Annotated in this window: 28 protein-coding genes; 19 read left to right on the forward strand and 9 right to left on the reverse strand. The window is 61.1% G+C overall.

Going from position 1 to position 25,546, the window contains the following annotated elements; translation table 11 throughout:
- The first annotated feature begins 9 nt into the window (after positions 1-9).
- A complete protein-coding gene (gene secF, locus B9H00_RS04810) occupies positions 10-918 on the forward strand; it encodes a protein translocase subunit SecF (protein ID WP_086899685.1) in 909 nt (302 codons plus the stop codon).
- Between the two features lie 128 nt (positions 919-1,046).
- On the opposite strand, the gene B9H00_RS04815 is transcribed toward secF, so the two are convergent.
- Complete coding sequence (locus B9H00_RS04815) at positions 1,047-1,853, reverse strand: inositol monophosphatase family protein (RefSeq protein ID WP_086899686.1); 807 nt, start codon at positions 1,851-1,853, stop codon at positions 1,047-1,049.
- Between the two features lie 279 nt (positions 1,854-2,132).
- Between B9H00_RS04815 and B9H00_RS04820 the strand changes: the two genes are divergently transcribed.
- From B9H00_RS04820 to B9H00_RS04885, 14 genes are all read left to right on the forward strand, one after another.
- Positions 2,133-2,933 (forward strand): RNA methyltransferase, encoded by an 801-nt coding sequence (locus B9H00_RS04820; protein ID WP_086899687.1) that lies wholly within the window; start codon positions 2,133-2,135, stop codon positions 2,931-2,933.
- A gap of 96 nt (positions 2,934-3,029) precedes the next feature.
- The gene (iscR, locus tag B9H00_RS04825; protein WP_086899688.1) at positions 3,030-3,506 is read left to right on the forward strand and encodes a Fe-S cluster assembly transcriptional regulator IscR; all 477 of its coding nucleotides are present in this window, start codon (positions 3,030-3,032) and stop codon (positions 3,504-3,506) included.
- 52 nt (positions 3,507-3,558) lie between these two features.
- A complete protein-coding gene (locus B9H00_RS04830) occupies positions 3,559-4,716 on the forward strand; it encodes an aminotransferase class V-fold PLP-dependent enzyme (protein WP_086901706.1) in 1,158 nt (385 codons plus the stop codon).
- Between the two features lie 52 nt (positions 4,717-4,768).
- Complete coding sequence (locus B9H00_RS04835) at positions 4,769-5,095, forward strand: HesB/IscA family protein (RefSeq protein ID WP_086901707.1); 327 nt, start codon at positions 4,769-4,771, stop codon at positions 5,093-5,095.
- A 156-nt stretch (positions 5,096-5,251) separates the two neighbouring features.
- Entirely contained in the window at positions 5,252-5,680 is a 429-nt protein-coding gene (gene ndk / locus B9H00_RS04840; RefSeq protein ID WP_086899689.1) for a nucleoside-diphosphate kinase, read from the forward strand.
- Between the two features lie 85 nt (positions 5,681-5,765).
- Positions 5,766-6,899 carry a 23S rRNA (adenine(2503)-C(2))-methyltransferase RlmN gene (gene rlmN, locus B9H00_RS04845; protein WP_086901708.1) on the forward strand — a complete coding sequence of 378 codons (1,134 nt, stop codon included), beginning with the start codon at positions 5,766-5,768 and terminating at the stop codon, positions 6,897-6,899.
- Positions 6,900-7,017: 118 nt separating this feature from the next.
- Positions 7,018-7,716, forward strand: a complete 699-nt coding sequence (gene pilW, locus B9H00_RS04850) for a type IV pilus biogenesis/stability protein PilW (protein ID WP_086899690.1) — start codon at positions 7,018-7,020, stop codon at positions 7,714-7,716.
- 66 nt (positions 7,717-7,782) lie between these two features.
- Positions 7,783-8,754: a RodZ domain-containing protein gene (locus tag B9H00_RS04855; protein ID WP_086899691.1), complete on the forward strand. Its 972-nt coding sequence runs from the start codon at positions 7,783-7,785 to the stop codon at positions 8,752-8,754.
- 6 nt (positions 8,755-8,760) lie between these two features.
- Entirely contained in the window at positions 8,761-9,873 is a 1,113-nt protein-coding gene (ispG, locus tag B9H00_RS04860) for a flavodoxin-dependent (E)-4-hydroxy-3-methylbut-2-enyl-diphosphate synthase (protein ID WP_086899692.1), read from the forward strand.
- A gap of 39 nt (positions 9,874-9,912) precedes the next feature.
- Positions 9,913-11,229 carry a histidine--tRNA ligase gene (gene hisS / locus B9H00_RS04865; RefSeq protein WP_086899693.1) on the forward strand — a complete coding sequence of 439 codons (1,317 nt, stop codon included), beginning with the start codon at positions 9,913-9,915 and terminating at the stop codon, positions 11,227-11,229.
- A 60-nt stretch (positions 11,230-11,289) separates the two neighbouring features.
- Positions 11,290-11,958: a YfgM family protein gene (locus B9H00_RS04870; protein WP_157663183.1), complete on the forward strand. Its 669-nt coding sequence runs from the start codon at positions 11,290-11,292 to the stop codon at positions 11,956-11,958.
- Positions 11,955-13,175, forward strand: coding sequence for an outer membrane protein assembly factor BamB (gene bamB, locus B9H00_RS04875; RefSeq protein WP_322788266.1), 1,221 nt, complete (start codon positions 11,955-11,957; stop codon positions 13,173-13,175). Before B9H00_RS04870 ends, bamB begins: the two co-directional genes overlap by 4 nt.
- Before the next feature lie 204 nt (positions 13,176-13,379).
- The gene (der, locus tag B9H00_RS04880) at positions 13,380-14,783 is read left to right on the forward strand and encodes a ribosome biogenesis GTPase Der (protein ID WP_086899695.1); all 1,404 of its coding nucleotides are present in this window, start codon (positions 13,380-13,382) and stop codon (positions 14,781-14,783) included.
- A gap of 105 nt (positions 14,784-14,888) precedes the next feature.
- Positions 14,889-15,608, forward strand: coding sequence for a hypothetical protein (locus B9H00_RS04885; RefSeq protein ID WP_086899696.1), 720 nt, complete (start codon positions 14,889-14,891; stop codon positions 15,606-15,608).
- A gap of 49 nt (positions 15,609-15,657) precedes the next feature.
- Here B9H00_RS04885 and B9H00_RS04890 read toward each other — a convergent pair whose 3' ends face one another.
- Both B9H00_RS04890 and B9H00_RS04895 read right to left on the reverse strand, forming a co-directional pair.
- Positions 15,658-16,053, reverse strand: coding sequence for a hypothetical protein (locus B9H00_RS04890; protein WP_147376542.1), 396 nt, complete (start codon positions 16,051-16,053; stop codon positions 15,658-15,660).
- Positions 16,054-16,137: 84 nt separating this feature from the next.
- The gene (locus B9H00_RS04895; RefSeq protein WP_086899698.1) at positions 16,138-17,010 is read right to left on the reverse strand and encodes an ATP-binding protein; all 873 of its coding nucleotides are present in this window, start codon (positions 17,008-17,010) and stop codon (positions 16,138-16,140) included.
- A gap of 114 nt (positions 17,011-17,124) precedes the next feature.
- Here B9H00_RS04895 and B9H00_RS04900 point away from each other — a divergent pair, with 114 nt between their 5' ends.
- Positions 17,125-17,916 carry a M48 family metallopeptidase gene (locus tag B9H00_RS04900; RefSeq protein WP_086899699.1) on the forward strand — a complete coding sequence of 264 codons (792 nt, stop codon included), beginning with the start codon at positions 17,125-17,127 and terminating at the stop codon, positions 17,914-17,916.
- A gap of 15 nt (positions 17,917-17,931) precedes the next feature.
- Here the strand turns inward: B9H00_RS04900 and aroE are convergent, their stop codons facing one another.
- The 6 genes from aroE to B9H00_RS04930 all read right to left on the reverse strand — a co-directional run bounded on the left by aroE (position 17,932) and on the right by B9H00_RS04930 (position 22,382).
- Positions 17,932-18,753 carry a shikimate dehydrogenase gene (aroE, locus tag B9H00_RS04905; protein WP_086899700.1) on the reverse strand — a complete coding sequence of 274 codons (822 nt, stop codon included), beginning with the start codon at positions 18,751-18,753 and terminating at the stop codon, positions 17,932-17,934.
- A complete protein-coding gene (gene hemF, locus B9H00_RS04910) occupies positions 18,750-19,676 on the reverse strand; it encodes an oxygen-dependent coproporphyrinogen oxidase (RefSeq protein WP_086899701.1) in 927 nt (308 codons plus the stop codon). The genes aroE and hemF overlap by 4 nt, the downstream gene beginning before the upstream one ends.
- 66 nt (positions 19,677-19,742) lie before the next feature.
- Positions 19,743-20,318: an L-threonylcarbamoyladenylate synthase gene (locus B9H00_RS04915; RefSeq protein ID WP_236944356.1), complete on the reverse strand. Its 576-nt coding sequence runs from the start codon at positions 20,316-20,318 to the stop codon at positions 19,743-19,745.
- 42 nt (positions 20,319-20,360) lie between these two features.
- On the reverse strand, positions 20,361-21,509 hold the full coding sequence (gene dprA / locus B9H00_RS04920) for a DNA-processing protein DprA (RefSeq protein WP_236944357.1): 1,149 nt from the start codon (positions 21,507-21,509) through the stop codon (positions 20,361-20,363).
- Positions 21,502-21,753, reverse strand: coding sequence for a hypothetical protein (locus B9H00_RS04925; RefSeq protein WP_086899703.1), 252 nt, complete (start codon positions 21,751-21,753; stop codon positions 21,502-21,504). The genes dprA and B9H00_RS04925 overlap by 8 nt, the downstream gene beginning before the upstream one ends.
- Positions 21,729-22,382, reverse strand: a complete 654-nt coding sequence (locus B9H00_RS04930) for a hypothetical protein (protein WP_157663184.1) — start codon at positions 22,380-22,382, stop codon at positions 21,729-21,731. Before B9H00_RS04930 ends, B9H00_RS04925 begins: the two co-directional genes overlap by 25 nt.
- Before the next feature lie 159 nt (positions 22,383-22,541).
- On the opposite strand from B9H00_RS04930, the gene def reads away from it, so the two are divergent.
- The 3 genes from def (at position 22,542) to rsmB (ending at position 25,434) form a co-directional block, all read left to right on the forward strand.
- Positions 22,542-23,048: a peptide deformylase gene (gene def, locus B9H00_RS04935; RefSeq protein ID WP_086899705.1), complete on the forward strand. Its 507-nt coding sequence runs from the start codon at positions 22,542-22,544 to the stop codon at positions 23,046-23,048.
- Positions 23,049-23,134: 86 nt separating this feature from the next.
- Positions 23,135-24,100 carry a methionyl-tRNA formyltransferase gene (gene fmt / locus B9H00_RS04940; protein ID WP_086899706.1) on the forward strand — a complete coding sequence of 322 codons (966 nt, stop codon included), beginning with the start codon at positions 23,135-23,137 and terminating at the stop codon, positions 24,098-24,100.
- The gene (gene rsmB / locus B9H00_RS04945; RefSeq protein ID WP_086899707.1) at positions 24,097-25,434 is read left to right on the forward strand and encodes a 16S rRNA (cytosine(967)-C(5))-methyltransferase RsmB; all 1,338 of its coding nucleotides are present in this window, start codon (positions 24,097-24,099) and stop codon (positions 25,432-25,434) included. The genes fmt and rsmB overlap by 4 nt, the downstream gene beginning before the upstream one ends.
- Positions 25,435-25,546: the final 112 nt, after the last annotated feature.

Below are 25,546 nucleotides of genomic sequence, written 5' to 3' on the forward strand. Positions count from 1 at the left end.
AGCCGGCAAATGACGCAATTTGATTTCATGGGCAAGCGCAAGGCTGCCTACATCATCTCCATCCTGCTCACGGTCATCGCCCTCGGGGCGCTGGCCGTCAAGGGCCTGAGCCTTGGCCTCGACTTCACCGGCGGCACCCAGGTCGAAGTCAGCTATGCCAAGGCGCCCTCGCTTGACGAGGTTCGCGATGAGCTGGGTGAGGCGGGCTTTGGTAACTACTCGGTGCAGACCTTTGGTGCCGATACCGACGTGCTGGTCCGCCTTCAGCAGACTTTCGATGAGGGCATCGGCGATCAGGTCATCAGTGCCCTGCGCGCCGACGGCGAACAGGTTAACCTGGTGCGCGCTGAATATGTTGGCGCTCAGGTCGGCGACCAGCTTCGCGATCAGAGCGGTCTGGGCATGCTGATTGCCCTGGGCGTGGTCGCGCTGTATGTGGCCTTCCGCTTCCAGTACAAGTTTGCCCTTGGCGCGCTAATCTCGCTGGGCCACGACGTGATCATTCTGCTGGGCTTTTTTGCCCTGTTCGGTTTCGACTTCGACCTGACGGTACTGGCTGCGGTGCTGGCGGTCATCGGTTACTCGCTCAACGACACCATCATCGTCTACGACCGTATCCGCGAAAACATCCGGCGCTCCCAGTCCAATGATCTGGTCAAAATCTTCAACGACGCCGTCAATCAGACACTGTCACGAACGCTGTCGACGTCGGGAACAACCCTGCTGGTGCTGCTGGCGCTGTTTTTCCTGGGCGGCGACATGATCCACAACTTCTCGCTGGCGCTGATTGTGGGCGTGGTGCTGGGAACGTTCTCCTCCATCTATGTGGCAGCTGCCATGCTGCTGCTGGTCAAGCTGGAGCGGGAAGATCTGATCCCGGTCAAACGCGAAAACGCCGTTGAAGACGAACTGCCCTGATACACCAGGGCGCCTGATGGATCGGCGCCTTCGACAAACAAAAGGGCCCGCCTCATGGAGGCGGGCCCTTTTTGCATTCTGATACCGACAGCCAATACTGGACAGGCGTTTTATCGATAACGAAGAGATTACAGGGACGGGAGGTTCGCACTGCCCATGGTCTGTACCAGCTGCTTGAAAAGACGTGGCGAGGCGGCCATGAGCGCCCCTTCAATCTTGATCTGCGGGCTACCCTGCGGCGTGCCGGACAGCGCACCACACTCCTTGAGCACCAGACTGACGATGTGCATGTCCTGCTCGTCCAGCCCCAGAATGAAAGCCGCATCAACGTGGCCGGCGCACAGCGACAGCATGTCCAGCAGCGGACATCCCGAAGCACGCAGCATGTCTACACGCGCACCCAGCTGGGTGGTCAGAATCTGCCAGGTGGAGAAATAGCGCTCGCGCATCCAGTTCTCGGGAAGGCCCAGCGCGACGCGGCTGCCATCGATGCTGGTACGGACCGGTACACGCATGCGGCGGCCGTTGTAGTGAGCACCACGCCCACGGCTGACCAGATACTCTTCATCAGTAAAGGGGGAAATAATGACGGCGTGTTCAGGACGCCCCTTGTAGAGGCACACCATCGACAGCGCACAGCCCGAGGTACCGGACGCCAGATTGGCGTAGCCGTGAAAGATTTCGATCTTCCAGTGGTAATCACGTCCTTCGCCACGGCCTTCGCTCCAGCCGATATAGCGTCCTGACATGCCATGTTCCGGGTAGCCCTTGCCAAACTGTGAGGCAATCAGGGTTTCTGCGCGCTGGGCCGTATCGCTGAGCAACGTATCAAGCGTGTTGTCTTCACGGGCAATATCAAGTCGGTCGCGAACGCGAACGAACTGTTCCTGGGCGCCACGAAGCGCGCGCAGGGCAAACTGGACCATTGGATGCATGATCAATCCTCGAACCGAGTGCTGTTAAAGAGCGAAAGGCAGGTCAGTAGCTGACAGATTCAAACGCCGCCCGAACAAGCGACCATTGGCGGTGTCATTCAAGCGACGCGATAAAATGAGTTGTCTGAAAAGCGGACTGTCCGGAAAAGTGGCCGACGATGCTAGCAGAGACGCCGCCAACTCGCCAGCGTTCCATCAGGGCAGACAACGCACAAGCCATGCTAGACTTGCGTTCTCCACTGCCCCACGGCCCACGTTTTCTGTATCACGGCGATTTTCATGCTAGAGCGTATTCGTATTGTTCTGATTGGCACCAGCCATCCCGGTAATATCGGCGCCGCCGCACGCGCCATGAAAACCATGGGGCTTGAGCAGCTTGCGCTGGTCGCGCCGCGCGGCGAAGGGATCAACCCGGAAGCGATTGCCCGGGCCTCGGGTGCCGATGACCTCCTTGAGCGTGCCACACTGCATGACACGCTGGAACCCGCATTGAAGGACTGCCAGTGGGTGGTCGGCGCCAGTGCCCGCTCGCGTCATCTGCCCTGGCCCTTGTGCTCACCACGTGAATTCTCCGCCCGTCTGCCCGGCGAGATGCAACACCAGAGCAGCACGGTGGCACTGGTCTTTGGACGTGAAGACAAGGGGCTGACCAACGAAGAGCTTCAGCGCTGTCATACGCATGTGCATATTCCGACATCGGCCGATTACAGCTCTCTCAATCTGGCGGCCGCCGTACAGGTATTGGCTTACGAGTGCCGTCAGGCCTGGTTGTCCACCCAGTCAAATACAACGGATACCCTGCCCGGCTCGGCCTATCCCTTTGGCGTTGAATGGGACAACCCGCTGGCTAATCACGCCGATACCGAGCGCTTTTTTGAGCATCTCGAGCGCACTCTGATCGATATCGGTTTTCACGACCCGAACAATCCCCGCCAGCTGATGGCACGCCTCAGGCGCCTTTACATGAGAAGCCGCATGGATGTCATGGAGCTCAACATGCTGCGCGGCATTCTGACGCGGGTGGATCGTCTGCAAAACGGACACGACAGGCCGTCGGAGCCCTCCGATCCTGTATCGTGAGAACACAGGCGGCGCTGACTGCCGCCTGCAATTGTTGACCAAATCTCTCGGGATTATCATAATCAACGATTACTGTCATGCTGCGGAATCTGGATCATGCGTCTGACGACCAAGGGCCGCTACGCCGTTACAGCCATTCTTGACCTGGCCCTGCACGGCAGGGGCTCACCCATCAGTCTGGCAGATATCTCGGCGCGGCAGGACATCTCGCTTTCCTACCTTGAGCAGCTGTTTGCCAGACTGCGTCGCAAGGGGCTGGTCACCAGCGTTCGAGGACCGGGCGGCGGCTATCTGCTGGCCAGAGCGCCCAAGGATATTTCCGTGGCCAGTGTGATTGATGCGGTCAATGAATCCATTGACGCCACGCGCTGTCAGGGCACGGGTGATTGCCAACAGGGCACGACGTGTCTGACCCATCATCTCTGGAGCGATCTGTCTGATGTCATCCATGATTTTCTCGATCGTATTACGCTTGAGGAACTGATGCATCGCCACGACGTTCAGCGCATCGCCTCTCGTCAGCAGGACAGCGCCAGCCAGATCGCCGTGCTGCCGATTGCTCATACGTCATAATGTCATTGCGCGTCGTGCAGAAGGTCATGACGTTGGAGATAAGGAAATCATCATGAGCACCATGCCTCTTTACCTTGACTACGCGGCCACGACCCCGGTCGACCCGCGTGTTGCCGAGGTCATGGCACGCCATCTGACGCTGGAAGGCACCTTTGCCAACCCGGCCTCACGCAGCCACATGTCGGGCTGGCTGGCCGAGCAGGCCGTCGAGACCGGGCGACGTCAGGTCAGCGATCTGATCGGCGCCGATCCGCGCGAGATTGTCTGGACCTCGGGCGCGACCGAGGCCGATAACCTGGCCCTCATCGGCTATATGCGTGCTCATCGTGCCCGCGGCCGACATCTGATTACCTCGAGCATCGAACACAAGGCCGTGCTCGACAGCGCCACCGCGCTCGAGCAGGAGGGCTTTGAGGTGACCTACCTTGCGCCCCGTGCCAATGGCACGATCTCGCCCGAAGCCCTGCAGGAGGCGCTGCGCCCGGAAACGGTGCTGGTCTCCCTGATGGCAGTCAACAATGAGCTGGGCAGCATCAACGATCTTCAGGCGCTGGGCGCCATTGCGGCCGCACACGGCGCTGCCTTTCATGTCGATGCTGCTCAGGCCGCCGGTCGAATCGCGCTGGACATGGGCACCCTGCCCATCGACATGCTGTCACTGTCGGCCCATAAGGCGTATGGCCCAAAGGGCATCGGTGCGCTTTATGTACGGCGCGGCACTCGCATCGAAGCATTGATTCACGGCGGCGGCCATGAGCGTGGCATGCGCTCCGGCACCCTGCCCACCCATCAGATTGCCGGCATGGGCCAGGCCTTTTCACTGGCTCTGGAAGAACAGGTTAGCGACAACGCCCATCTCGAGCAGCTCGGTCAGCGCTTTCGCGATGGCATTCAGCGGCTTGAAGGCACCTGGATCAACGGCGATGGCGGTGCGCAGGTACCCAACATCATCAATGTCGGTTTTGAAGGGGTAGACGGCGAAGGCATGATCATGGCCCTGCGGGGTCTGGCGGTATCCACCGGTTCGGCCTGTAATTCAGCCAGCGTGGATCCTTCCTATGTGCTGACCGGCATTGGCGTGCCGCGTGAAAAGGCGCTGGCCTCGATCCGTTTCAGCTTTGGTCGTTTCAGCCAGGTCGAGGAGATCGATCAGGCGCTTGAATCCATTTCGAATGCTCTGGAAGGCCTGCGTACGCGTCAGAGTGCCTGAGCATCCTTTATTTTCCGCGCGTTCGCCGCGCATCACCGGGGAGAACATCATCATGGCCCGGATCTCGATTTCCGAAGCCGCCGCTCACCAGATTCGCCACGTCCTCGAAGAACGTGGCAGCGGCGAAGGACTGCGTGTTGCGGTCAAACCCAGCGGTTGCTCGGGCTACAGCTACGTGCTCGATTTTGCCGATAGCGTTGAGGCCGATGATCAGGTATTCGAAGATCACGGCGTCAGGGTCATCGTTGACAACGACGCCCTGTCCGTCCTTGACGGTACAGAAGTGGATTACGTCAGCGAAGGCCTCAACCGCTTCTTTCGCTTCAACAATCCCAACGTTCGCGACGAATGCGGGTGCGGGGAAAGTTTCAGCGTCTGAGTCGGCCCATGCCAATGCGGATGCATGTTGCGCCGGCGACAGCTATAATGGCGCGATTTTTGCCGGAGCCGGCAGCTGTCAACACAGCTGCCGGCTCTGCGCTATCCTGAATCACGACTTACCTTGAATTCATCACCCTGTCAGGAGCCCTTTAACATGGCCCAGGAACGTACTCTCTCCATCATCAAGCCGGACGCCGTTGCCAAAAATGCCGTAGGCGACATCATTTCTCGTTTCGAGAAGGCCGGTCTGCAGGTCGTGGCCTGCAAGATGGTCAGCCTGTCACAGGAAAAGGCCGAGGGCTTTTACGCCGAGCACAGCGAGCGCCCCTTCTTCAAGGATCTGGTCTCTTTCATGACCTCCGGTCCGGTCGTTGTTCAGGTCCTCGAAGGCGACAATGCCATCGCCAGGAACCGTGAACTGATGGGCGCTACCGACCCGAAGAAGGCCGAGGCCGGCACCATTCGCGCCGATTTCGCTTCTTCCATCGACGCCAACGCCGTTCACGGCTCCGATGCACCGGAATCCGCCCAGCGTGAAGTGGCCTACTTCTTCTCTGATGAAGAAATCTGCCCGCGCGGCTGATATTGCCCGCCACGCCCGGCCGTCATCTGCCTCATGGGCAGGTGACGGCCTTCTTTACTCCAATGACACCAGCGAGCTCACTGCCATGACACAGACTGCCACGACGACACCCGTCAATCTTCTGGGTCTTTCACGCAGCCAGATGGAGCAGTTCTTCATCGACCACGGCGAGAAAAAGTTTCGCGCCGCACAGGTCATGAAATGGATCCATCATGAGGGTGTCGATGACTTCTCGCAGATGACCAATATTTCCAAGGCCCTGCGTGACAAGCTTGCACGCGTGGCCGAAATTCGTGGACCCAAAGTGGTCTATGAGGGCCAGTCCAGCGACGGTACGCAGAAATGGGTGCTTGAAGTCGAGGACGGCAGTTTCGTGGAAACCGTTCTGATTCCGTCCGAAAACGGCAATCGTCGTACGCTGTGCGTCTCCTCACAGGTTGGCTGCTCGCTGGACTGCAGCTTCTGCTCGACCGGCAAACAGGGATTTCAGCGCAACCTGACTGCCGCCGAGATTATCGGCCAGCTGTGGGTGGCTCAGGCCAGCGCAGGCGGGCGCATGGGTCATGACGACGGCCGTCGCGCCGTCACCAACGTGGTCATGATGGGCATGGGCGAGCCACTTTTGAACTATGACAATGTCGTGCCCGCCATGCACCTGATGCTCGATGACAACGGTTATGGTCTCTCCAAGCGCCGCGTCACCCTGTCGACCTCGGGCGTCGTGCCGATGATCGAGAAGCTGGGCGATGAGATCGATGTCGCGCTGGCCATTTCACTGCATGCCGCCAACGACGAGCTTCGCAACACGCTGGTCCCGCTCAACCGCAAATACAATATTGCAACACTTCTGGACGCCTGCCGACGCTATCTGACCAAAAGCGATGGCACACGCCATATCACCATCGAGTACACGCTCATCAAGGACGTCAACGATCAGCGCGAACACGCCGAGCAGCTGGTCGAGGTGCTGGGGGATCTGCCCTGCAAGATCAATCTGATCCCGTTCAACCCCTTCCCGCATGCCGGTTATGAAAAGCCGTCACGCAATCAGGTCATGCGGTTTCAGGCGTGGCTGTATGAGCTTGGGCACAACGCCCCGGTGCGCACGACCCGTGGTGATGACATCGATGCGGCCTGCGGGCAGCTGGTCGGTCGCGTCAAGGACCGTACCAAACGTGCCGAGCGCTATATCAAGGCGGTCCAGCTCGACGCATCATGATCTGCTCACCCCGCCCCACCGGTTATCGACTTGACTTGGTGGAGTGGCAGCGCTTTGATGGTCAACGCTTTCGCTAATATTGGACAGATCCGGAAATGTTCATCACGTCAGGAAGTCGATGAGTCACTTGCGCTGCACCCTCAAGACATCGCTGATCGTGACGGCGCTGCTACTGACCGTCACGATGCTTTCAGGCTGTGCCAGCCACAGTCGCGATCCGGCAGCATTCTCCGAGGAATCACCTACCACAGCCTATACCCGGCTGGGCATGGCCTATCTGCAGCGAGATGATCTCGAGCGTGCGCAGCAGGCTTTTATTCGCGCCATCGACCTTTCTGCCAATGACCCCGATGCCCTTCAGGGGCTGGCCCTGATCTATCAGCGTCAGGGCGAACCTGCAAGTGCCGATCAGTATTTTCAGCGCGCCTTGAGCGCGCGCAGCCCGTTTACACAGGCACGCAATAATTACGCGGCTTTCCTGTTCAGTCAGAACAGGATTCCACAGGCCTGCGAACAGCTCGAGCAGGCCACCACGGATCTGCTTTATGAGCGTCGCGCCCAGCTGTTTGCCAATCTGGGCCGGTGTCGTCAGCGTCAGGGCGAAAGTGACACCGCACTGGCCGCCTATCAGCGGGCCCTGCAGCTGGAAGAGCGCCTGCCGCGCGCATGGCTGGGGCTTGCACAAATACAGTATCAACAGCACCAGATGAATGCCGCTCGTGACGCCCTCGATCACTACGTTCAGCTTGCCGGTCATACCGATGAGAGTCTCCAGCTTTCTCGGCAGCTTTCTGACGGAGCATCACATGATGGATAAGGCGTGCCTGCGTCAAACGCCGGAAAAGGATCATTTCGTGCCACGACCGAACAAGGAATTTTCTGCATGAGCGAACAGCATATCTCTCCCGCCGGAGAGCCGGGCGCCGGTGAAATGCTGCGCGAGGAACGCGAACGTCAGCGCCTGCATCTGGAAGATGCCGCCGAACAGCTGAACCTGCGTCCATCTCTGGTCGCGGACATGGAACGTGACAATTACGAACAGATTCCGATACCCACTTATCGTCGTGGCTATCTGCGGGCCTACGCGCGCCTGCTGGGAATCGATGACCGCATGATTGTGGCCGCCTATGACCATGTTCATGGCCGAAGCGATCTGGATGAACGGCGCGTGGCGCCCATCAGCAGCATCAAGCCCCCTTCTCGCACCGGCACCATCGCGTTCAGGGTGGTCACGATAGCCGTCGTGATTATTCTGGCAGTCATGACCCTGCTATGGTGGGAAGGTCGTGAAAGCGCACCGGGCTATGGCGATGACACCGCCATGCTCGAACAGGATACAGCACCGCCGGACAGCGCCAATGATCCTGACCTTCCTCCGACACCTGAAGCGCAACCCGCTGTGGATAACACATCGGCCAGCGGCTCGGGTAACATGATCGACGGCGCACCGGTCGATACGGCACTGGCTGCTCAGATCGCCAAAGGTGACGATGATGGCATCCCCGAGCCGGGCAGTCTCCAGGTCGATACGCCTGAAGGTCGCAATGGCGCCACCGGTGGACTGGTAGATACTGCCAGTGATGAGGACACACCGTCCGACCCGGTGGCCAGCGGCCGTAGCGTAAAAATGAATTTTGGCGGCGAGTCGTGGGTCGATGTTCGTGATGCCAATGGCACCACCGTCCTGCGCGGACTGCAGCAGGGTGGCACCACCGCCACGATCGAAGGCGTGCCGCCCTTTCGCCTGACGGTAGGTAATGCCAATCAGGTCACCATTGATTACAGAGGCGAACGCGTTGACATGTCCCAACACGCCGGCAGCAGCAACGTTGCCCGCTTTACCCTGGGGGAGTGATTTATCATGATTAGCCAGTCCCCGATCGTACGTCGCAAGTCGCGCCAGATCCACGTCGGCAATGTGCCCGTGGGTGGCGACGCGCCCATCTCCGTACAAAGCATGACCAATACCAATACGCTGGACGTCGACGCCACGGTCGAGCAGATCGAGCGTATTGCCGCCGCCGGCGGCGATATCGTGCGCGTCTCGGTACCGGATATGGATTGCGCCGAGGCGTTCGGAAAGATCAAGCAGCGCACTTCCGTGCCGCTGGTCACCGATATCCATTTTGACTATCGCATTGCCCTGCGCGTGGCTGAACTGGGCGCGGACTGTCTGCGCATCAACCCCGGCAATATCGGTCGCGAAGATCGCGTACATGCCGTGGTTCAGGCCGCACGGGACAACGGCATTCCGATTCGCATCGGCGTCAATGCAGGCTCGCTTGAAAAGGACCTGCAGAAAAAATATGGCGAACCGACGCCAGCGGCGCTGGTCGAATCGGCCATGCGTCACATCGATTATCTCGATCGTCTGGACTTTCAGGAATACAAGATTTCGCTCAAGGCCAGCGATGTCTTCATGGCCGTTGACGCCTATCGCCAGATTGCCACCCAGATCGATCAGCCCCTGCACCTAGGCATCACTGAAGCCGGCGGCCTGCGCGGCGGCACGGTCAAGTCCTCGATCGGTCTGGGGGCGCTGTTGATGGATGGCATCGGTGATACCCTGCGTATCTCGCTGGCCGCTGACCCGGTCGAGGAGATCAAGGTCGGTTACGATATCCTCAAGAGCCTGAAACTGCGCTCGCGCGGCATCAACTTCATTGCCTGCCCGAGCTGTTCGCGACAGAACTTTGATGTCATCGGCACCATGAATCAGCTTGAAGAGCGCCTGGAAGACATCATGACGCCGCTGAACGTCTCGGTCATTGGCTGTGTGGTCAACGGCCCGGGTGAGGCCAAGGAAACCGACATCGGCCTGACCGGCGGCAGCCCGGCCAACCTGATCTATATCGACGGCAAGCCAGCCCAGAAGCTGCGCAACGACCATCTTGTGGATGATCTCGAGAGGCTGATTCGGGAGCGCGTGGCGCGCAAGGAAGCCGAAGAGAAAGACGTCATCACCCGCGCCTGAAGCTCGGGCCCCTTTTTGAAATGCAGCGATAAAACATCAATGTCCAGTAAATTACAGGCCATCCGAGGCATGAATGACCTGCTGCCCGAGCGCTCACCGCTCTGGCAGTATTTCGAACAGCACGTACGCCAGCTCATGGCACAGTACGGTTACCTGGAAATGCGTACCCCGGTGCTTGAGCAGACGGCACTTTTCAAGCGCTCCATCGGAGAAGTCACCGATATCGTCGAAAAGGAAATGTATACCTTTGACGATCGCAACGGTGACAGCCTCTCCCTGCGCCCGGAAGGTACGGCATCGGTGGTGCGTGCCGCCATCGAAAATGGGCTGCTTCACAATCAGACCCACAGGCTCTGGTACGCCGGTCCGATGTTTCGCCACGAGCGCCCCCAGAAGGGCCGCTATCGTCAGTTTCATCAGGTGGGCGTGGAAGTTCTTGGCCTGGAAGGACCGGACATTGATGTCGAAGTCATTGCCCTGTCTGCCCGTCTCTGGCGGGCTCTGGGTCTGATCGATCACGTCCAGCTCGAGATCAACTCACTGGGCTCACTCGAAGCGCGTCATGCCTACCGTGCCAGGCTGGTCGACTACTTCAATGAACATCTCGACCAGCTTGACGAAGATTCTCGCCGCCGTCTGAACAGCAATCCGCTGCGCATTCTCGATAGCAAGAACCCAGACATGCAGGCCATGATCGAGGCTGCACCGAAGCTTATCGATCATCTTGATGAAGCCTCGGTCGAGCATTTTGACGCGATCAAACAGAAACTCGACACTCTGGGCATTCAGTACGTCATCAACACGCGTCTGGTACGCGGCATGGACTACTACAGCCGCACGGTCTTTGAATGGACGACCACGGCACTGGGCAGCCAGGGCACCGTCTGTGCCGGCGGGCGCTACGACGGCCTGGTCGAGCAACTGGGCGGCAAGTCTACTCCGGCGGTGGGCTTTGCCATGGGCGTTGAACGTCTGATCCTGCTTTTGGAGACGCTGGAGCTGGTACCGAAGGCGGCCGAAGACATTTTGGATGTCTACCTGATGGGTCAGGGCGAAGGGGTCGACACACAACTGCTGGTGCTGGGTGAAACCCTACGCAGCCGCTTGCCCATGCTTCGTGCACAGGTACACTGCGGTGGCGGCAGCTTCAAGAGCCAGCTCAAGAAAGCTGACAAGAGCCGCGCCCGCTTTGCCGTCATGCTCGGCGAAGACGAGCTGGCCGCCGGCACGGTGACGCTCAAGGACCTGCGGGGTGAAGAGCCTCAGCGGCAGGTCGCCGTCGACGCGCTGGTCGACCGACTTGCGCGCTGGATGGACGAGCGTCCGGCTGACAGCGGCCTTGCGACCCAGGCCTAGCGGCTTTTCGATTACCCGGGCAGACACTGCCATGAGACCGAACCTACAGGAGTGCCGCACGTGGCGGATCAGTTGAATATTCACGAAGAAGACGATCAGCTGGCGGCTGCCAAACGACTCTGGCACAACTACGCCAAGCCGATTCTGGGCGGCATCATCATTGCTGCCGTTGGTCTTTTTGCCTGGCACTGGTGGCAGGATCATCAGCAGTCACAGTCAGAGGCGGCCTCGCTTCAGTACCAGCAGCTGATTCAGCTGACCTCACAGGACAGCCTGGATGACAGCGGCCGTCAGGCCGCACAGAGCATCATTGATGCCATTCGTGACCAGCACGGCGATACCCTGTATGCCGACTTGGCCGGCATGATTCAGGCGCGTCTGGCGGTAGATGCCAACGATCTGCCCGCCGCCGAACGTGCGCTGAATGATGTCCGCAAGAGCAGCGATCGTGACGAGATCCGGGCACTGGCCGGCCTGGAACTGGCGCGCGTGCAGCTGGGCCAGGATAATGCCGAAGAAGCCCTTGGCACGCTTGAGAGCCTGCAACTGCCCGAGGCCATGAGCGCTCGCGGGGCGGAAATTCGAGGCGATATTGAACTGGCACTGGGCAATACCGATGAAGCGCGCAGTGCCTGGCAAAATGCCGTCAATCTGGCTCGTGAGCACGATCAGCAGCTCTCCGGCATACAACTCAAACTCGATGATCTGGCGCCTCAGGAGGCTTCATGAGCACGCTTGAAAACGGCTCTTTTTCACATTCGGGTCTCAAGCGCGTCGCGCTGATGGCAAAACCGCTGGGCGCCCTGCTGTGCGCGACCTCACTGGTGGTGCTGGCGGGCTGCTCCGGCAATGTCCAGACCGGCACCCAGCCACGCGAACTGACCAGCATTGATCAGACCGTCAAGGTCGAAGGCATGTGGTCGGATGGTATCGGTTCGCTGACCCGAGCACGCTACCCGATCACTCCGGCCATCTCGGGCGATACGATCTATGCCAGCGATGCCGAAGGCAACATCAAGGCCATCAACCGCAATAACGGTCAGATCAAATGGGAAAAGCGTCTGGAGACGCCCATTTCCAGCGGCCTGACAGCGGACAGTGGCCAGCTCTTCGCCGGCACGCGCAATGGCGAGGTCATCGTCTTCAGTGAAGACAACGGTGACATCGTCTGGCGCTCACGGGTGTCCAGTGAAGTCATTGCTCCGCCCCAGCTCAACAGCGGCCAGGTCGTAGTACAGAGCGTGGATGGCACGCTGACGGCGCTGGATCGCTTTACCGGTGACGAGCAGTGGCTGTATGCCTCCTCACAGCCGGCATTGACCCTGCGGGGCACCGGTGCACCGCGGACCATCGACCCGGTCTCCTTTGCCGGCTTTGCCAATGGCCGCCTGGCCGCCTTCGATAACCGCAGCGGCCAGCAGCTTTGGGACCTGCGCGTTGCCGTGCCTCAGGGTCGTACCGAAGTCGAGCAGCTGGTGGACCTTGACGGTCAGCCTGTATTGACCAGGGATGGTCGTCTGTTCGTGACCAGCTATAACGGTCGCGTCATGGCACTTGATGCCCGCAATGGCCAGCCGATCTGGGAGCGAGAACAGTCCAGCTACCACACCCCGGTGCTGGTGGGTGATTACCTCTTCACCGTCACCGCCGACAGCCATATCATGGCGATCGATGCCAACAACGGCCGTGTCATCTGGAATCAGGACGCGCTGGAAGGCCGATCGCTGAGCGCACCGGTATTTGTCGATAACAAGCTGGTGGTCGGCGACTATCAGGGTTATCTTCACGTGATCGATGCCCAGAGCGGAGAGCAGGAAGGTCGTGCCCATCCCGGCGGTGACGGCATCAGTATCACCCCGCTGACCGATGGCGAGCATGTCTTCGTACTGACCAATGACGGTGAACTGATCGGCTATGCCCTCAAGGATATAGGCAAGGCGTCATAAGACGTTTCCGACCATGTCGTCATGACGGGTCTTCCGGTGATCGACCGGAAGGCCCGTTCGTTTATCATCCGCGCCTGACCAGGCGTTTCACACATTTCGAATACCGCCGTCTTTCGGGTTAGAATGGTTCGATCAGGACGGACGGTATCAGCGCTGTCCCCCAATAAGCCGACAGCCCGCTCCCTCTTATCGTGCAGGACCCTCATGAATCCCGTTATCGCACTTGTCGGCCGACCCAATGTCGGCAAATCCACGCTATTCAATCGGCTGACGCGCACGCGCGATGCCATCGTCGCAGACTTCCCCGGCCTGACTCGCGACCGCCACTATGGCAACGGCCAACTGGGCGACAAGCCCTATACGGTCATTGATACCGGCGGTATCAGCGGTGATGAGATGGGCATCGACGCGGCCATGGCGGAACAGTCGCTGCTGGCCATCGATGAAGCCGACATCGTCTTTTTCATGGTCGATGCTCGTGCCGGGATCATGCCGGCCGATGAGGCCATCGCCAACCATCTGCGCGTCAATCAGAAAAAGACCTGGCTTGTGGTCAACAAGAGCGACGGTCTGCAGGAAGAGATTGCCACCGCCGATTTCTGGGCGCTGGGACTGGGTGATCCGCACGCCATTGCCGCCGCCCATGGGCGTAACGTCACGACCCTGATCGAGCATGTACTCGAGCCCTTCCCCGAGGTCAGTGAAGAGACGCACCCGGACCTGGTCGCCAACGGCATTCGCATTGGAGTGGTCGGACGCCCCAATGTGGGCAAGTCCACCCTGGTCAATCGACTCCTGGGCGAGGAACGCGTGGTGGTCTTTGACGAGGCCGGCACCACCCGCGATGCCATCGAAATCCCCTTCGAGCGCCGCGGCAAGCCCTATGTACTGATCGACACGGCCGGCGTGCGACGCCGCAAGAACATCAGCCTGGCGGCCGAGAAGTTCTCGATCATCAAGACGCTGGACGCCATCAAGGAGTGCAATGTCGCCATCGTGGTGCTTGATGCCCGCACCGGACTGGTCGAGCAGGACCTGCATCTGCTGGATTACGTCCTGACCACAGGGCGCGCCCTGGTACTGGCGGTCAACAAGTGGGACGGGCTCGAGCAGGAAGCGCGTGAGAAAATGCGTGCCGACATCAAACGACGCCTGGGCTTTGCCGACTACGCCGATCTGCATTTCATTTCGGCGCTTCATGGCACGGCGGTAGGTGATCTTTATCCCTCCATTGATCGCGCCTTTGCCTCCGCTACGGCACGATGGTCCACCAATCGTCTAACGACGCTTTTGCAGGATGCGGTCAGCGAGCATCAGCCGCCGCTGGTCAACGGTCGCCGCATCAAGCTGCGCATGGCGCATCAGGGCGGCGCCAACCCACCACTGATCGTGGTACACGGCAACCAGACCAATGCCCTGCCCGAAGCCTACAAGCGCTTTTTGATCAACACCTTCCGCAAGGTGCTCAAGGTCAAGGGCACCCCGATCCGGTTTGAATTCCGCTCCGGCGACAATCCCTACGACAAGAACAGCGGCGACAGCGATCGCGAAAAGGCCAAGGCTCGCCAGCTCGCGCGTACCAGGGAAGCTCGCAAGAACCGGCGCTAAAAGCTGTCAGTCCTCTTATCGTGATGACCTGGTATGACATTGCATTCGATCCAGGTCAGACTTGCATCAGGAAGCGTTCATTCAATGCTTCCCTGAAGGGAGTCCATGATGAGACAGGGGAAATTTCGATATCGCCCGGCCCTGCTGATGGCAGCTACGCTGTCACTGGCCGGCTGTCTGGCACTGCCACAGGCCAGCTTCATGCTGGGGCGGCTGGCACTGCAGTCGATGGGGGTGGAAAATGTTCGCATCGGCCGCTGGGCTGTCCCCGTCGATGCCCTGACGCTGGAACCCATGGCACTGGCAAAGGCAGGGCTTGATATGGCCGGCATGCCGGTCAGCTTGGAGTTGCCCCTGTCTCTGACACCGCCGGACGCCGCGCCCGACATCAATCTGGCCGGTTACGCCTGGCAGCTCATGGTCCCCGGGGCCGAGCCGGTCAGCGGCGACGTGGATGACCCCGTTGCCCTTCGCGGTGGCGAGCAGGCCACCCTGCGCCTGCCGGTGAACCTTTTTCCTGACACGCCCGAGCGAGAAGGCACCACCTATAACCAGAAGCTTCTGGCCCTGGCGCAGCAGCTGGTCAATCGAGAGCAGCTACCTCCCGGTAGCACCCTGTCACTGACGCCGCGACTGGACAGCGACATGGCACGAATGATACCGGCACCGACCATTACGCTTGATATTTCAGGCCCCTCGGAACAACACAGCCTACCGGGACTGCCCATATCTGCCGATTCAGCCTCGCCGGACAACGCGGCGCCAGCATTTGAACCTGCGCCAGCTTCCCTGCCCTCAGGAAAGCCCGACATCCCCGAGGCATGAAAAAACCGGCGCGCAGGCGCCGGTTTTGACATTCGTGTTCAGCCCAATCTCACTGAATGGAGCTTATGGTCCCTTCACCGACCACCTCGCCATCGAGAAGCCACTCGATGTGCTGATCATCCAGCATGCGGATCTGATAGCAGGTGGTGTCACCGCTGCCGTAATCAAGACACATCTGATCGCCCCTGATCGTGGACTGGCCGGTGTAATCTTTCCCTTCAATGGTGCCATCGACCCGGTAGGCCTCGCTATATTGGCTGCCGTCTACCATGGCACCGGTCACGCGATGGCCCATCACCCTGTCTCGAATGGCACTGCCGGAGAGGCGCTCGCCCTGAGTCGACGCACTCTGCTCGCTATTGCCTTGTTCGACGGCGTCGGCCATGACCGGTGCGGTGGCCATCCCCATCAACAGGACCATCACCGCTGTTGTCATTATTTTCATTGTTTCACTCCCTGTGATTGAACCCCGAGTATGGCATCGATCACCGCACAAGCGGGGTGAGTGCCCGAGGCTTTCAGCCCGGGTTTAGATGGCCGTGTCGTTGTCGATGCCGAGCTCGCGTCCGGTCCAGGCGATGGCGAACTGCCAGGCGGCGCGACCACTGCGCACGCCACGAGCCAGCGCAAATCGGCGCGCTTCGGCCTCGGCGGCCTCATCGAACTGCCCTCCCAGATGGGCCACCCAGTGCGCACAGGTTCGCAGATAGGTGTCCTGATCGAACGGATAAAACGACAGCCACAGCCCAAAACGGTCAGAGAGCGAAATCTTTTCCTCCACGGCGTCGCCATGATGAATCTCGCCCCCCACGACCTGCGTATCGTTATTATCGCTCATGCTTTCGGGCAGCAGATGTCGCCGATTGGAGGTGGCATAGAGCAATACATTGTCCGGCGGGCCGGTCAGGGTGCCATCCAGTACACTCTTGAGCGCCTTGTAGGCATCATCACTGCCTTCAAAGGACAGATCGTCACAATAAACGACAAAGCGATAATCACTGCCTCGAAGCGTCTGTACCAGTGTCGGCAGCCCTACAAGGTCATGCCGGTCGACCTGAATCAGGCGCAGCCCTTCATCTGCCAGGTCATTGATCAGCGCCCGGATCAGCGATGACTTGCCGGTGCCTCGCGCGCCCCACAGCAACGCATGGTTGGCCGGCCGCCCGCGTAAAAACGTACGGGTATTGTCGACCAGCGCGCTTTTCTGGGACTCGATACCAATCAGCTCGTCGACGCTGACACTGTCACGGGGCGCCACCGGCGTCAGCCGCCCACCCAGCGCATGACGCTGCCACAGCGCGGCAATATCACGTGACCAGTCGATGGGGGCCTGCTCGGGCGGCAACAAGGGTTCCAGCCGATCCAGCAGATTCAGAAGACGTGTGCTCAACTGCTCATTCATGTATTGCTCCGCATCAGGTTATGCTGTCATGTGACATGACCCCGCTATCCTGGCGTGCCGCTTTGGCATGCGTCCAGTCGGGCCCATCGAATCCTTACAGGAGTTTTGCCGTTCATGATGCGCAAGACCGTGCTGAGTGCACTGACCCTGAGCCTTGGCCTGAGTGCCTGCACCACCTCACCACTGGGACGCTCCCAGCTATCGCTGTTTGACAGCAACGACATCGATCAGCAAGGCCAGAAGGCCTTTGAGGAGTACCGCCAGAGTCACAAGCAGGCCACCGGCCGTGACGGAAAATATGTGACCTGTATTGCCGATGCCATTATCGATACGCTGCCCGAAGGACAGGGCCCGTCAAAATGGACCGTCGGCGTTTATCAGGATGACGAACCCAACGCCTTTGCCCTGCCAGGCGGCTACGTCGTCATTAATACAGGGCTGATGAGTGTGGCGAAAAACCAGGATCAGATTGCCACGGTGGTCGGCCACGAGATGGCCCACGTACTGGCCCATCATGCCAACGAGCGCAGCTCGACCCAGTCGCTGACCAGCACCGGCCTTGGGGTGGTGCAGTCCGTGACGGGCAGCAGTGCGCTGGCCCAGCTTCTGGGTGCCGGCGCCCAGTATGGAGTGTTGCTGCCCTACTCCCGCCGTCAGGAGAGCGAAGCCGACCTGCTGGGTCTGGATTTGATGGCACGAGCAGGCTTTGATCCAAGGGCCAGCATTGCCCTGTGGCAGAACATGTCAGCCGCATCAAAGGGCGGACCGCCGACCTGGGCCTCGACCCACCCCAACGATGGTGAGCGTAGCAAGGCCCTTGAAGGTCGTATGCAGAGTGCGATCAAGCTCTCCGAGCAGGCACATGCTGCAGGTCATGATCCGAACTGCGGCAGTATCAGCTCCTGATGCCGGCCGGGCCGATCAGCGAAGATCGGCCCGCAGCGCTTCCAGTATCGGCGTGGTATCGGGGCGCGTGCCGCGCCACTGATACCAGGCTTCGGCCGCCTGTCCTACCAGCATGCCCAGCCCATCGGCGCAGCGCACGCCATGGGTGTGGGCCCATTCAAGAAAGACAGTGAGCGCAGCGCCATACATCATGTCGTAGGCCAGCGCTCCTTCATTGAATAGCGTTGCCGGCAGCGGTGGCAATTCGCCGGACAGGCTGGCACTGGTGGCATTGATGACCAGGTCAAAACGCCCTTCGATGTCTTCAAATCCGCAGCCCCGGATGTCGCCGTGCGCCCTGAACAGCTCGGCAAGCCCGGTGGCCTTTTCCACCGTCCGATTGGCCATGACAAGTTCCGACGGACGGGTCGCCAGCAGAGGCTTGATTACCCCACGCACGGCACCGCCTGCCCCCAGCACCAGAATGCGCGCATCGGTCAGTGGCGCGCCCAGTCGCTCCAGATCCAGCAGCAGCCCGGCACCATCCGTATTGTCGCCAACAATCTCGCCATGCTCACCCACGACCAGCGTATTGACGGCACCGGCCTGACGCGCCCGGTCACTCAACCGATCCGCCAGCGCTGTCGCCTGCTCCTTGAAGGGGACAGTGACATTCGCACCCCGCCCACCCTCCTTCAGAAAGGCACGCCAGTGGCCGGAAAAATCATCCACCGGCGCCAGACGCGTTTCGTATCGCACCGGATCATCCAATTGCTCGGCAAAGCCTGAATGGATCTGCGGCGATTTCGAATGCGCGATGGGATTGCCGAACACGGCGTAAAGGGGGAAGTCGGTCATGCCCGGTCCGCCTCCTCGAGCCATTCACGCGGATGCAGATAGTGCGCATACAACTCGGCCTCGGGAGACCCTTCTTCGGGCTGATATTGATAGGCCCAGTGCGCCACCGGCGGCATGGACATCAGAATCGACTCGGTACGTCCGCCACTTTGCAAGCCGAACAGCGTGCCGCGGTCATAGACGAGGTTGAACTCGACATAGCGCCCGCGTCGGTAATTCTGAAAGTCGCGCTCCCGCTCGCCGTAAGGCATGTTCTGGCGTTTTTCAATGATCGGCAGATAGGCCGGCACGAAGGCCTCGGCCACCGCCTGCTGGAAGGCAAAGCTCTGCTCGAACCCTTCCTCATTGACGTCATCAAAGAAAAGCCCTCCTACACCACGAGTTTCATCGCGATGCTTGAGGTAGAAGTACTCGTCGCACCAGCGCTTGTAGCGAGGGTAGACGTCATCGCCAAAGGGCGCACAGGCCTCACGGGCAGTGTGGTGCCAGTGAATGACATCCTCGAGCATCGGATAATACGGCGTCAGATCGATACCGCCGCCAAACCACCAGACCGGCGCTTCTCCTTCCTTTTCAGCAATGAAAAAACGAACGTTGCCGTGCGTTGTCGGCAGGTGCGGGTTATGTGGATGCATGACCCAGGAAACCCCGACGGCATGAAAACTGCGCCCGGCAAGCTCGGGGCGAGCGGCCGACGCAGAGGGCGGCAGATTTTCTCCAAAGACATGCGAGAAGTTGACCCCGCCCTTTTCGAACACGGCGCCCTCGGTGATCACGCGGGAGCGGCCGCCGCCGCCATCCTCGCGTGTCCAGGCATCTTCCACAAAATCAGCATGGCCATCGGCCTGGGCCAGCGACTGGCAGAGCCGATCCTGAAAGTCCAGCAGATAGCGTTTCACCCTTTCGAGATACGCATGTGACACGGTGTTTCTCCAGCAGGGTCATGGCCATGCCCCGGCCATGACTGACGTTATAGGCAGGCGGCAAGGTTAGTCACGCAGCACATCATTGGTCAGCAGATCACGGATTTCGCTGGGACGCGTTCGCCCGCCAAGTGGCCCGTCCACCACGAGCACCCGGTCATCGAACACCTGCCTGATTGCCTCGGCGCTCAGGCAGGGCGCCTCGCTGGCCCGATTGGCCGAACTCGATACCAGCGGCCCACCAAAGGCCTCGCACAGCTTACGGACCAGCGGGTGATCGCTGACCCGCAGCGCCACGCTTGAATGCTCGCCACGTACCAGCGGATGCGCGCGACCGTTGTCCGGCACCAGCCAGCTCACCGGCCCGGGCCAGCTGCTCTCGAGCCGGGAAAGATGTGTGTCATCCAGCCCGGCAAGCCAGGGCTCGAACTGTTCAAGGCTCGATGCGACCAGAATCAACCCCTTGGCCGGGTCGCGCACCTTGAGGGTCAGAAGACGCTTGAGCGCATCGGTGTTATCGGGATCACATCCCAGCCCCCAGACGGCTTCCGTCGGGTACGCCACAACGCCACCGTTGCGCAGATGCGTGGCAGCGTCATCAAGCATTGGTTGGGCGAGAGAAGAGTCAAAATGTGAAGACATGCTGCGTAAATACCATTGCCCCAGTCAGACGGGCAGTGTATCTCATGCCAGCCTGCGGACCCAGCCGCCGGCGACCTGCGCGGCCCAGCCGTCGAGCTCCAGCATGAGCAGGCGCGACTGCAGTGTCGTAATCGACTCCCCCGTACGCTCGATCAAAACGTCGATCGGCACGGGCGTCTCTTCAAGGAATTGCCACAGCGGGTCCTCGGGACATCGGGGTGGCGCATCGGCTGACTCATCCGCCCTGCCTGCATCGGGCCGGGCGGGTTCGCTCCCGGAACTCGGGAGCATGGCGCCCCACTGCCGCTCGGGCAGCTCCTGCAGGATCTCATCAAAAGAGGTCACCAGCCGGGCACCTTCACGAATCAACCACAGACAGCCGCGCGCCTGCGGGTTATGCAGCGAGCCCGGCAGCGCAAATACCTCCCGGTTCTGCTCCATCGCAAGCCGGGCGCTGACCAGCGAACCGCTGGCCATGGCCGCCTCGACCACCAGCACCCCCAGCGACAGCCCGGTAATGATCCGATTGCGCCGGGGAAAATGCTGCGGATGGGCCCGCGTGCCCGGTGGATGCTCGGACAGCAGCAACCCGCCCTGATCCAGCAACTGCTGGCGCAGGCGGGCATGCGTTCGCGGGTAGAGCACATCGACTCCGCAGCCCAGGACTGCAACGGTCGCACCGCGAGCCTCCAGCGCGCCGTGATGAGCGCAACCATCCACTCCCAGCGCCAGCCCGCTGATCACGCCATAGCCGCCCCCGACCATGTCTCGCGCAAACCGCCAGGCATTGTCCTGCCCTTCACGCGTGGGCCGCCGCGTCCCCACGATGGCCAGCGCCGGCAGGGACAGCGCCTCGAGCGCGCCCCAGGCCCAAAGCACCGGAGGCGGGTCCGGCAGCTCGTCGAGCATGGCGGGCCAGGCGGGATGATCCGGCGTCAGCAGGTGATGCTGCGTGCCCTGATCCAGCCACGCCATCGCAGCATTGACCCGGGCATGCAGAGGCCCCCGCCCGGGCATTTGAAGATAGTGGCGCATGAGCTGTGCGGCCTCCGAGGGCAGGCGAGCCAGCCAGCCCTCGGGCCAGTCGGGAGCAGCCTGTCGAAGGGCCTGAAGACGCCGCGCCCCTACACGGGGCAGCATCGACAGCGCCAGCCACTCATGAGGCATCGAGGGCTGCGTCGTCTCAGTCATCCAGTGTCGTCTCCACACGATCACCCGTGGCCATGGGCAACTCGGCCCGCGTCACCAGCGCCAGACTGGTCTGCTCGAACGTGCGAACGATCATCAGCTCGCCCAGCACGCCGCCGTCGAGTACCAGCGACTCCCCGGTCACCGGATCAGTGACCTCCTCGGGCTCACCCTGAACACGAAGACGCATGCCGGGCATGACCTGATGACGCCCCAGATCGATCACCACAATGTCGCGAAGCCCCACGATACGCCCGGCACCAGGGCGATCGAGAATCTGCCCCGAGTCCCGGCCGGGGCCATCGAGGGCACCAGCTGCCTCGGTGGCGTCCAGTCATCAAGCACCATCAGCCGTGTCCCGGCACTCACTTCACGCGGGCTTTTCTCGACGGTGAGCGTGGATAGCGGCGTCCCAGAGCGTTCAAGCCGCGCCACGCCCTGACGGATCATCACCTGCCCCAGCACCTCCCCCTGATCATCCTTCAGCAGTATGCCCGGGGTGTAGAGCCCAAAGCGCTGCCCGGAGCGACCCTGCACGTATCGCGCCACAATCTGATCGCCGGCACCGCTGATCAGTCGCCCTTCACTGCCGCTGACCACATAGGCCTGCGGCATCGGCGTGCCCGCCTCGATGACGCGATAGTTCATCAATGACTGCGCCCTGGCCGAGACATCCACGGGATCACGTTGTGCTTCCAGCGGCAAAAAGCGCACCCGGGGCGTCAGGGTGACCACGCCGCCCTGATCGTATGACGGCGCAGCATTGGCCGCACCGCACAGGCCCATCGCCGCAACCAATGCAGCGCCCATCAGTGCTGTGCAGCGTCCTTTTCGCCTGTTGTGGCGGCCGGTGAGGCTCATCCCTTGCCGTTTCATGTCATCTTCGTCCTGCGGTCGGTTCCGTTGCCAACGCCTGCGCACTACAATAGGCGCCATACGGAGTGAATCCATTCATGCATTTACGGCCGTCACCCCGGCTTTCTTGACCCAGTGGTCCCAGAGCATGGTGGTGGCGACCCCACGACAGATACGAACATGGCTCTACTGACGATTCTCGAATATCCCGATGACCGCCTGCGCACGATTGCCCAGGACGTGGACAAGGTTGACGATGAGGTGCGACGCCTGATCGATGACATGTTTGAAACCATGTATGACGCCCCTGGGATCGGGCTGGCCGCCACGCAGATCGACGTTCACCGCCGCGTGATCGTGATGGATGTCAGCGAAGAGAAAAACCAGCCGCTGGCGCTGGTCAATCCGGAGGTCACCCTGTTGGGCGAGGAGCGCGAGCCGCTGCAGGAAGGCTGTCTGTCGATTCCGGAATACTACGCCGAAGTGCCGCGTGCCCTGCGCGTGCATCTCAAGGCGCAGGATCGCAACGGCAAGACCTATGAGCTGGAGGCCGATGGTCTGCTGGCCCACTGCATTCAGCACGAAGCGGATCACCTCGAAGGAGTGCTGTTCGTCGATTATCTCTCTCCGCTCAAGCGCGACCGGGTCAAAAAGAAGATGCTCAAGCGCCAGAAGACGGCTTCCTGATCCTGTCTTCACCACTGCCCGCTTGATCGCTTATCACCTTCATCGGCGCCCCGCTCAGGGGCGCTGACGTCTTTCAGGACCATGCCATGCCCAGCCCGCTTCGTATCGCCTTTGCCGGCACGCCGGACTTTGCCGCCGAACATCTTCGTGCCCTGCTCGAAAGTCATCACAACGTCGTTTGCGTTTACACCCAGCCCGACCGCCCGGCCGGACGCGGGCGTCGTCTGAACCCCTCACCGGTCAAGGCACTGGCGCTGGAGCACGGCCTGAGCGTCCATCAGCCTGAAAGACTGAAAACGCCGGACACCCATGCACCACTGATCGAGGCCGATATCGATGTACTGGTCGTGGTGGCCTACGGGCTGATCCTGCCACGCGCCGTGCTCGACATTCCTCGTATCGGCCCCATCAACGTCCATGCTTCCCTGCTGCCGAGATGGCGCGGCGCAGCACCGATCCAGCGCGCCATCGAAGCTGGCGATCGCGAAAGCGGTGTGACCATCATGGCCATGGATGAAGGGCTGGATACCGGCGACATGCTGCTGACTGCTCGCGTGCCCATCGAGGACACCACGACGGCTGCCACGCTGCATGATCAGCTAGCTGAAGTCGGCACCCGGGCGCTGGTCGAAGCGCTTGATCGCATGAGTGACCAGCAGCTGACCGCCACACCTCAGCCTCTCGATGGCGTCACCTACGCTGCCAAGCTGAGCAAGGCGGAAGCCCGACTTGATTTCAGTCAGAGCGCCACTGTGCTGTCACAGCGCGTTCGGGCCTTTAACCCTTTCCCCGTCGCCTGGACCACCCTGGGCGGTGACACGCTGCGCCTGTGGCAGGCCGACGCGCGTGTGGCGCAGGGCAGTGAACTCGACGCCGCGCCGGGACAACTGCTCGACGGTCCCTCGGATGCGCTTCATGTGGCCTGTGGCGAAGGGGTGCTGCGTATCACTCACGCTCAGCTGCCGGGCGGTAAAATGCTGTCGGCTCATGAACTTCTCAATAGCCGGCGCGATCAGCTCACAGCCGGCACGATCCTGGGAGCCGATCAATGAATCGCCCACGCACTCAAAAGCCCAAACGCACCATGGGCGTGCGCGCCCATGCGGCCCTGGCACTGGCGCCGGTGCTCAACCAGCGAGGCGCGCTCACAAGCGATGTCCCTGAAGGCGTCGCGCCGCGAGACCAAGGGCTTTACCGGGCACTGTGCTTTGGCGTCTGTCGCGCCCTGCCGCAGCTTGAAGCCATCGCCGAAAAACTTCTGAAATCGGCCTTCAAGCAGCGCGACCAGGACGTTCACGCCCTGTTGCTGATCGGGCTGTATCAGCTCTATCACATGCGCATTCCGACCCACGCCGCCGTGGGGGAAACCGCTGGCGGTGCGCGCGAATTGAACAAGGAATGGGCGACCAGGGTCATTAACGGCTGCCTGCGCCGCGCCGATCGCGAGCGTGACACGCTGCTGGCCACAGTGGATCAGAGTCCCGAAGCTGCCCACTGGCATCCACAGTGGCTGCTGAACCGGCTCGAGAAAGCCTGGCCGGATCAATGGCAGGACATTACAGCGGCCAACAACGTGCCCGGCCCGATGACGCTGCGCGTCAATCGACGCCACCAATCGAGGGAGGCGTGGCTTGAGCGGCTGGAAGACGCCGGCCTTGCTGCCCGCACCTGTGCCTTCAGCGACGACGCTCTGACGATGGAGACACCCTGCGACGTCGAACAGCTGCCGGGCTTTCAGGACGGCGACGTCAGCGTTCAGGATGAAGCCGCTCAGCTGGCCGCCGGCCTGCTGCTTGAAGGGGTCGAGTCACGTTCGGCGCCGCTGCGTCTGCTGGATGCCTGCAGCGCCCCGGGCGGCAAGAGCGCCCACCTGCTGGAGTGCGCGCCCGAGAGTGCGTTGACCGCTCTGGACAGTGACGCCACCCGTCTTGAGCGTGTCCGCGAAACGCTGGCACGCCTGAAGCTCTCGGCAACGCTCGTGGCCACCGATGCCACCGAAGGGGCCTGGTGGGACGGCGTACCCTTTGATGGCATTTTGCTGGACGCCCCCTGCTCGGGCACCGGCGTCATTCGTCGTCATCCCGACATCAAGGCGTTGCGCCGGGAAGAAGACATCTTTGAGCTGACCGCCCTGCAGGCCCGCCTGCTGGATGCACAATGGCAGCGTCTGGCCCCCGGCGGACGTCTGCTCTATGCCACCTGCTCGGTACTGCCCGAGGAAAACGCCGAACAGATCACGGCCTTTCTGGCCCGCACCCCCGATGCACACGCACAACCGATCACGGCCGACTGGGGGCAGATCGCCGGTGAGGGCCGCCAGCTGATGCCGACGCCTGATGGCCATGACGGCTTTTTCTATGCCCTGCTGGAAAAGGCTGCCGGCTGACACCACCCCTTGATGCGCACCGGCTACAACCTTTCACATGCCGGTGCTTGTCAGATGGGCAGGGGCCTTCGATACTGAAGGCCATTCTGATTGCCGGACACTCGACAGCGTA

The organism is Kushneria marisflavi (genome assembly GCF_002157205.1).
Classification (GTDB): Bacteria; Pseudomonadota; Gammaproteobacteria; order Pseudomonadales; family Halomonadaceae; genus Kushneria; species Kushneria marisflavi.

Excerpts from the sequence above, each read along its gene's own strand:
- def (WP_086899705.1), top strand. The coding sequence starts at position 22,542 with ATGGCTCTACTGACGATTCTCGAATATCCCGATGACCGCCTGCGCACG.
- B9H00_RS04815 (WP_086899686.1), bottom strand. The coding sequence starts at position 1,853 with ATGCATCCAATGGTCCAGTTTGCCCTGCGCGCGCTTCGTGGCGCCCAG.
- dprA (WP_236944357.1), bottom strand. The coding sequence starts at position 21,509 with ATGACTGAGACGACGCAGCCCTCGATGCCTCATGAGTGGCTGGCGCTG.
- rsmB (WP_086899707.1), top strand. The coding sequence starts at position 24,097 with ATGAATCGCCCACGCACTCAAAAGCCCAAACGCACCATGGGCGTGCGC.
- ispG (WP_086899692.1), top strand. The coding sequence starts at position 8,761 with ATGATTAGCCAGTCCCCGATCGTACGTCGCAAGTCGCGCCAGATCCAC.
- B9H00_RS04895 (WP_086899698.1), bottom strand. The coding sequence starts at position 17,010 with ATGAATGAGCAGTTGAGCACACGTCTTCTGAATCTGCTGGATCGGCTG.
- iscR (WP_086899688.1), top strand. The coding sequence starts at position 3,030 with ATGCGTCTGACGACCAAGGGCCGCTACGCCGTTACAGCCATTCTTGAC.
- fmt (WP_086899706.1), top strand. The coding sequence starts at position 23,135 with ATGCCCAGCCCGCTTCGTATCGCCTTTGCCGGCACGCCGGACTTTGCC.
- B9H00_RS04835 (WP_086901707.1), top strand. The coding sequence starts at position 4,769 with ATGGCCCGGATCTCGATTTCCGAAGCCGCCGCTCACCAGATTCGCCAC.
- B9H00_RS04890 (WP_147376542.1), bottom strand. The coding sequence starts at position 16,053 with ATGAAAATAATGACAACAGCGGTGATGGTCCTGTTGATGGGGATGGCC.
- hisS (WP_086899693.1), top strand. The coding sequence starts at position 9,913 with ATGTCCAGTAAATTACAGGCCATCCGAGGCATGAATGACCTGCTGCCC.
- B9H00_RS04820 (WP_086899687.1), top strand. The coding sequence starts at position 2,133 with ATGCTAGAGCGTATTCGTATTGTTCTGATTGGCACCAGCCATCCCGGT.
- bamB (WP_322788266.1), top strand. The coding sequence starts at position 11,955 with ATGAGCACGCTTGAAAACGGCTCTTTTTCACATTCGGGTCTCAAGCGC.
- B9H00_RS04885 (WP_086899696.1), top strand. The coding sequence starts at position 14,889 with ATGATGAGACAGGGGAAATTTCGATATCGCCCGGCCCTGCTGATGGCA.
- B9H00_RS04855 (WP_086899691.1), top strand. The coding sequence starts at position 7,783 with ATGAGCGAACAGCATATCTCTCCCGCCGGAGAGCCGGGCGCCGGTGAA.
- ndk (WP_086899689.1), top strand. The coding sequence starts at position 5,252 with ATGGCCCAGGAACGTACTCTCTCCATCATCAAGCCGGACGCCGTTGCC.
- rlmN (WP_086901708.1), top strand. The coding sequence starts at position 5,766 with ATGACACAGACTGCCACGACGACACCCGTCAATCTTCTGGGTCTTTCA.
- B9H00_RS04830 (WP_086901706.1), top strand. The coding sequence starts at position 3,559 with ATGAGCACCATGCCTCTTTACCTTGACTACGCGGCCACGACCCCGGTC.
- B9H00_RS04915 (WP_236944356.1), bottom strand. The coding sequence starts at position 20,318 with ATGTCTTCACATTTTGACTCTTCTCTCGCCCAACCAATGCTTGATGAC.
- B9H00_RS04930 (WP_157663184.1), bottom strand. The coding sequence starts at position 22,382 with ATGAAACGGCAAGGGATGAGCCTCACCGGCCGCCACAACAGGCGAAAA.
- der (WP_086899695.1), top strand. The coding sequence starts at position 13,380 with ATGAATCCCGTTATCGCACTTGTCGGCCGACCCAATGTCGGCAAATCC.
- aroE (WP_086899700.1), bottom strand. The coding sequence starts at position 18,753 with ATGACCGACTTCCCCCTTTACGCCGTGTTCGGCAATCCCATCGCGCAT.
- pilW (WP_086899690.1), top strand. The coding sequence starts at position 7,018 with ATGAGTCACTTGCGCTGCACCCTCAAGACATCGCTGATCGTGACGGCG.
- secF (WP_086899685.1), top strand. The coding sequence starts at position 10 with ATGACGCAATTTGATTTCATGGGCAAGCGCAAGGCTGCCTACATCATC.
- B9H00_RS04900 (WP_086899699.1), top strand. The coding sequence starts at position 17,125 with ATGATGCGCAAGACCGTGCTGAGTGCACTGACCCTGAGCCTTGGCCTG.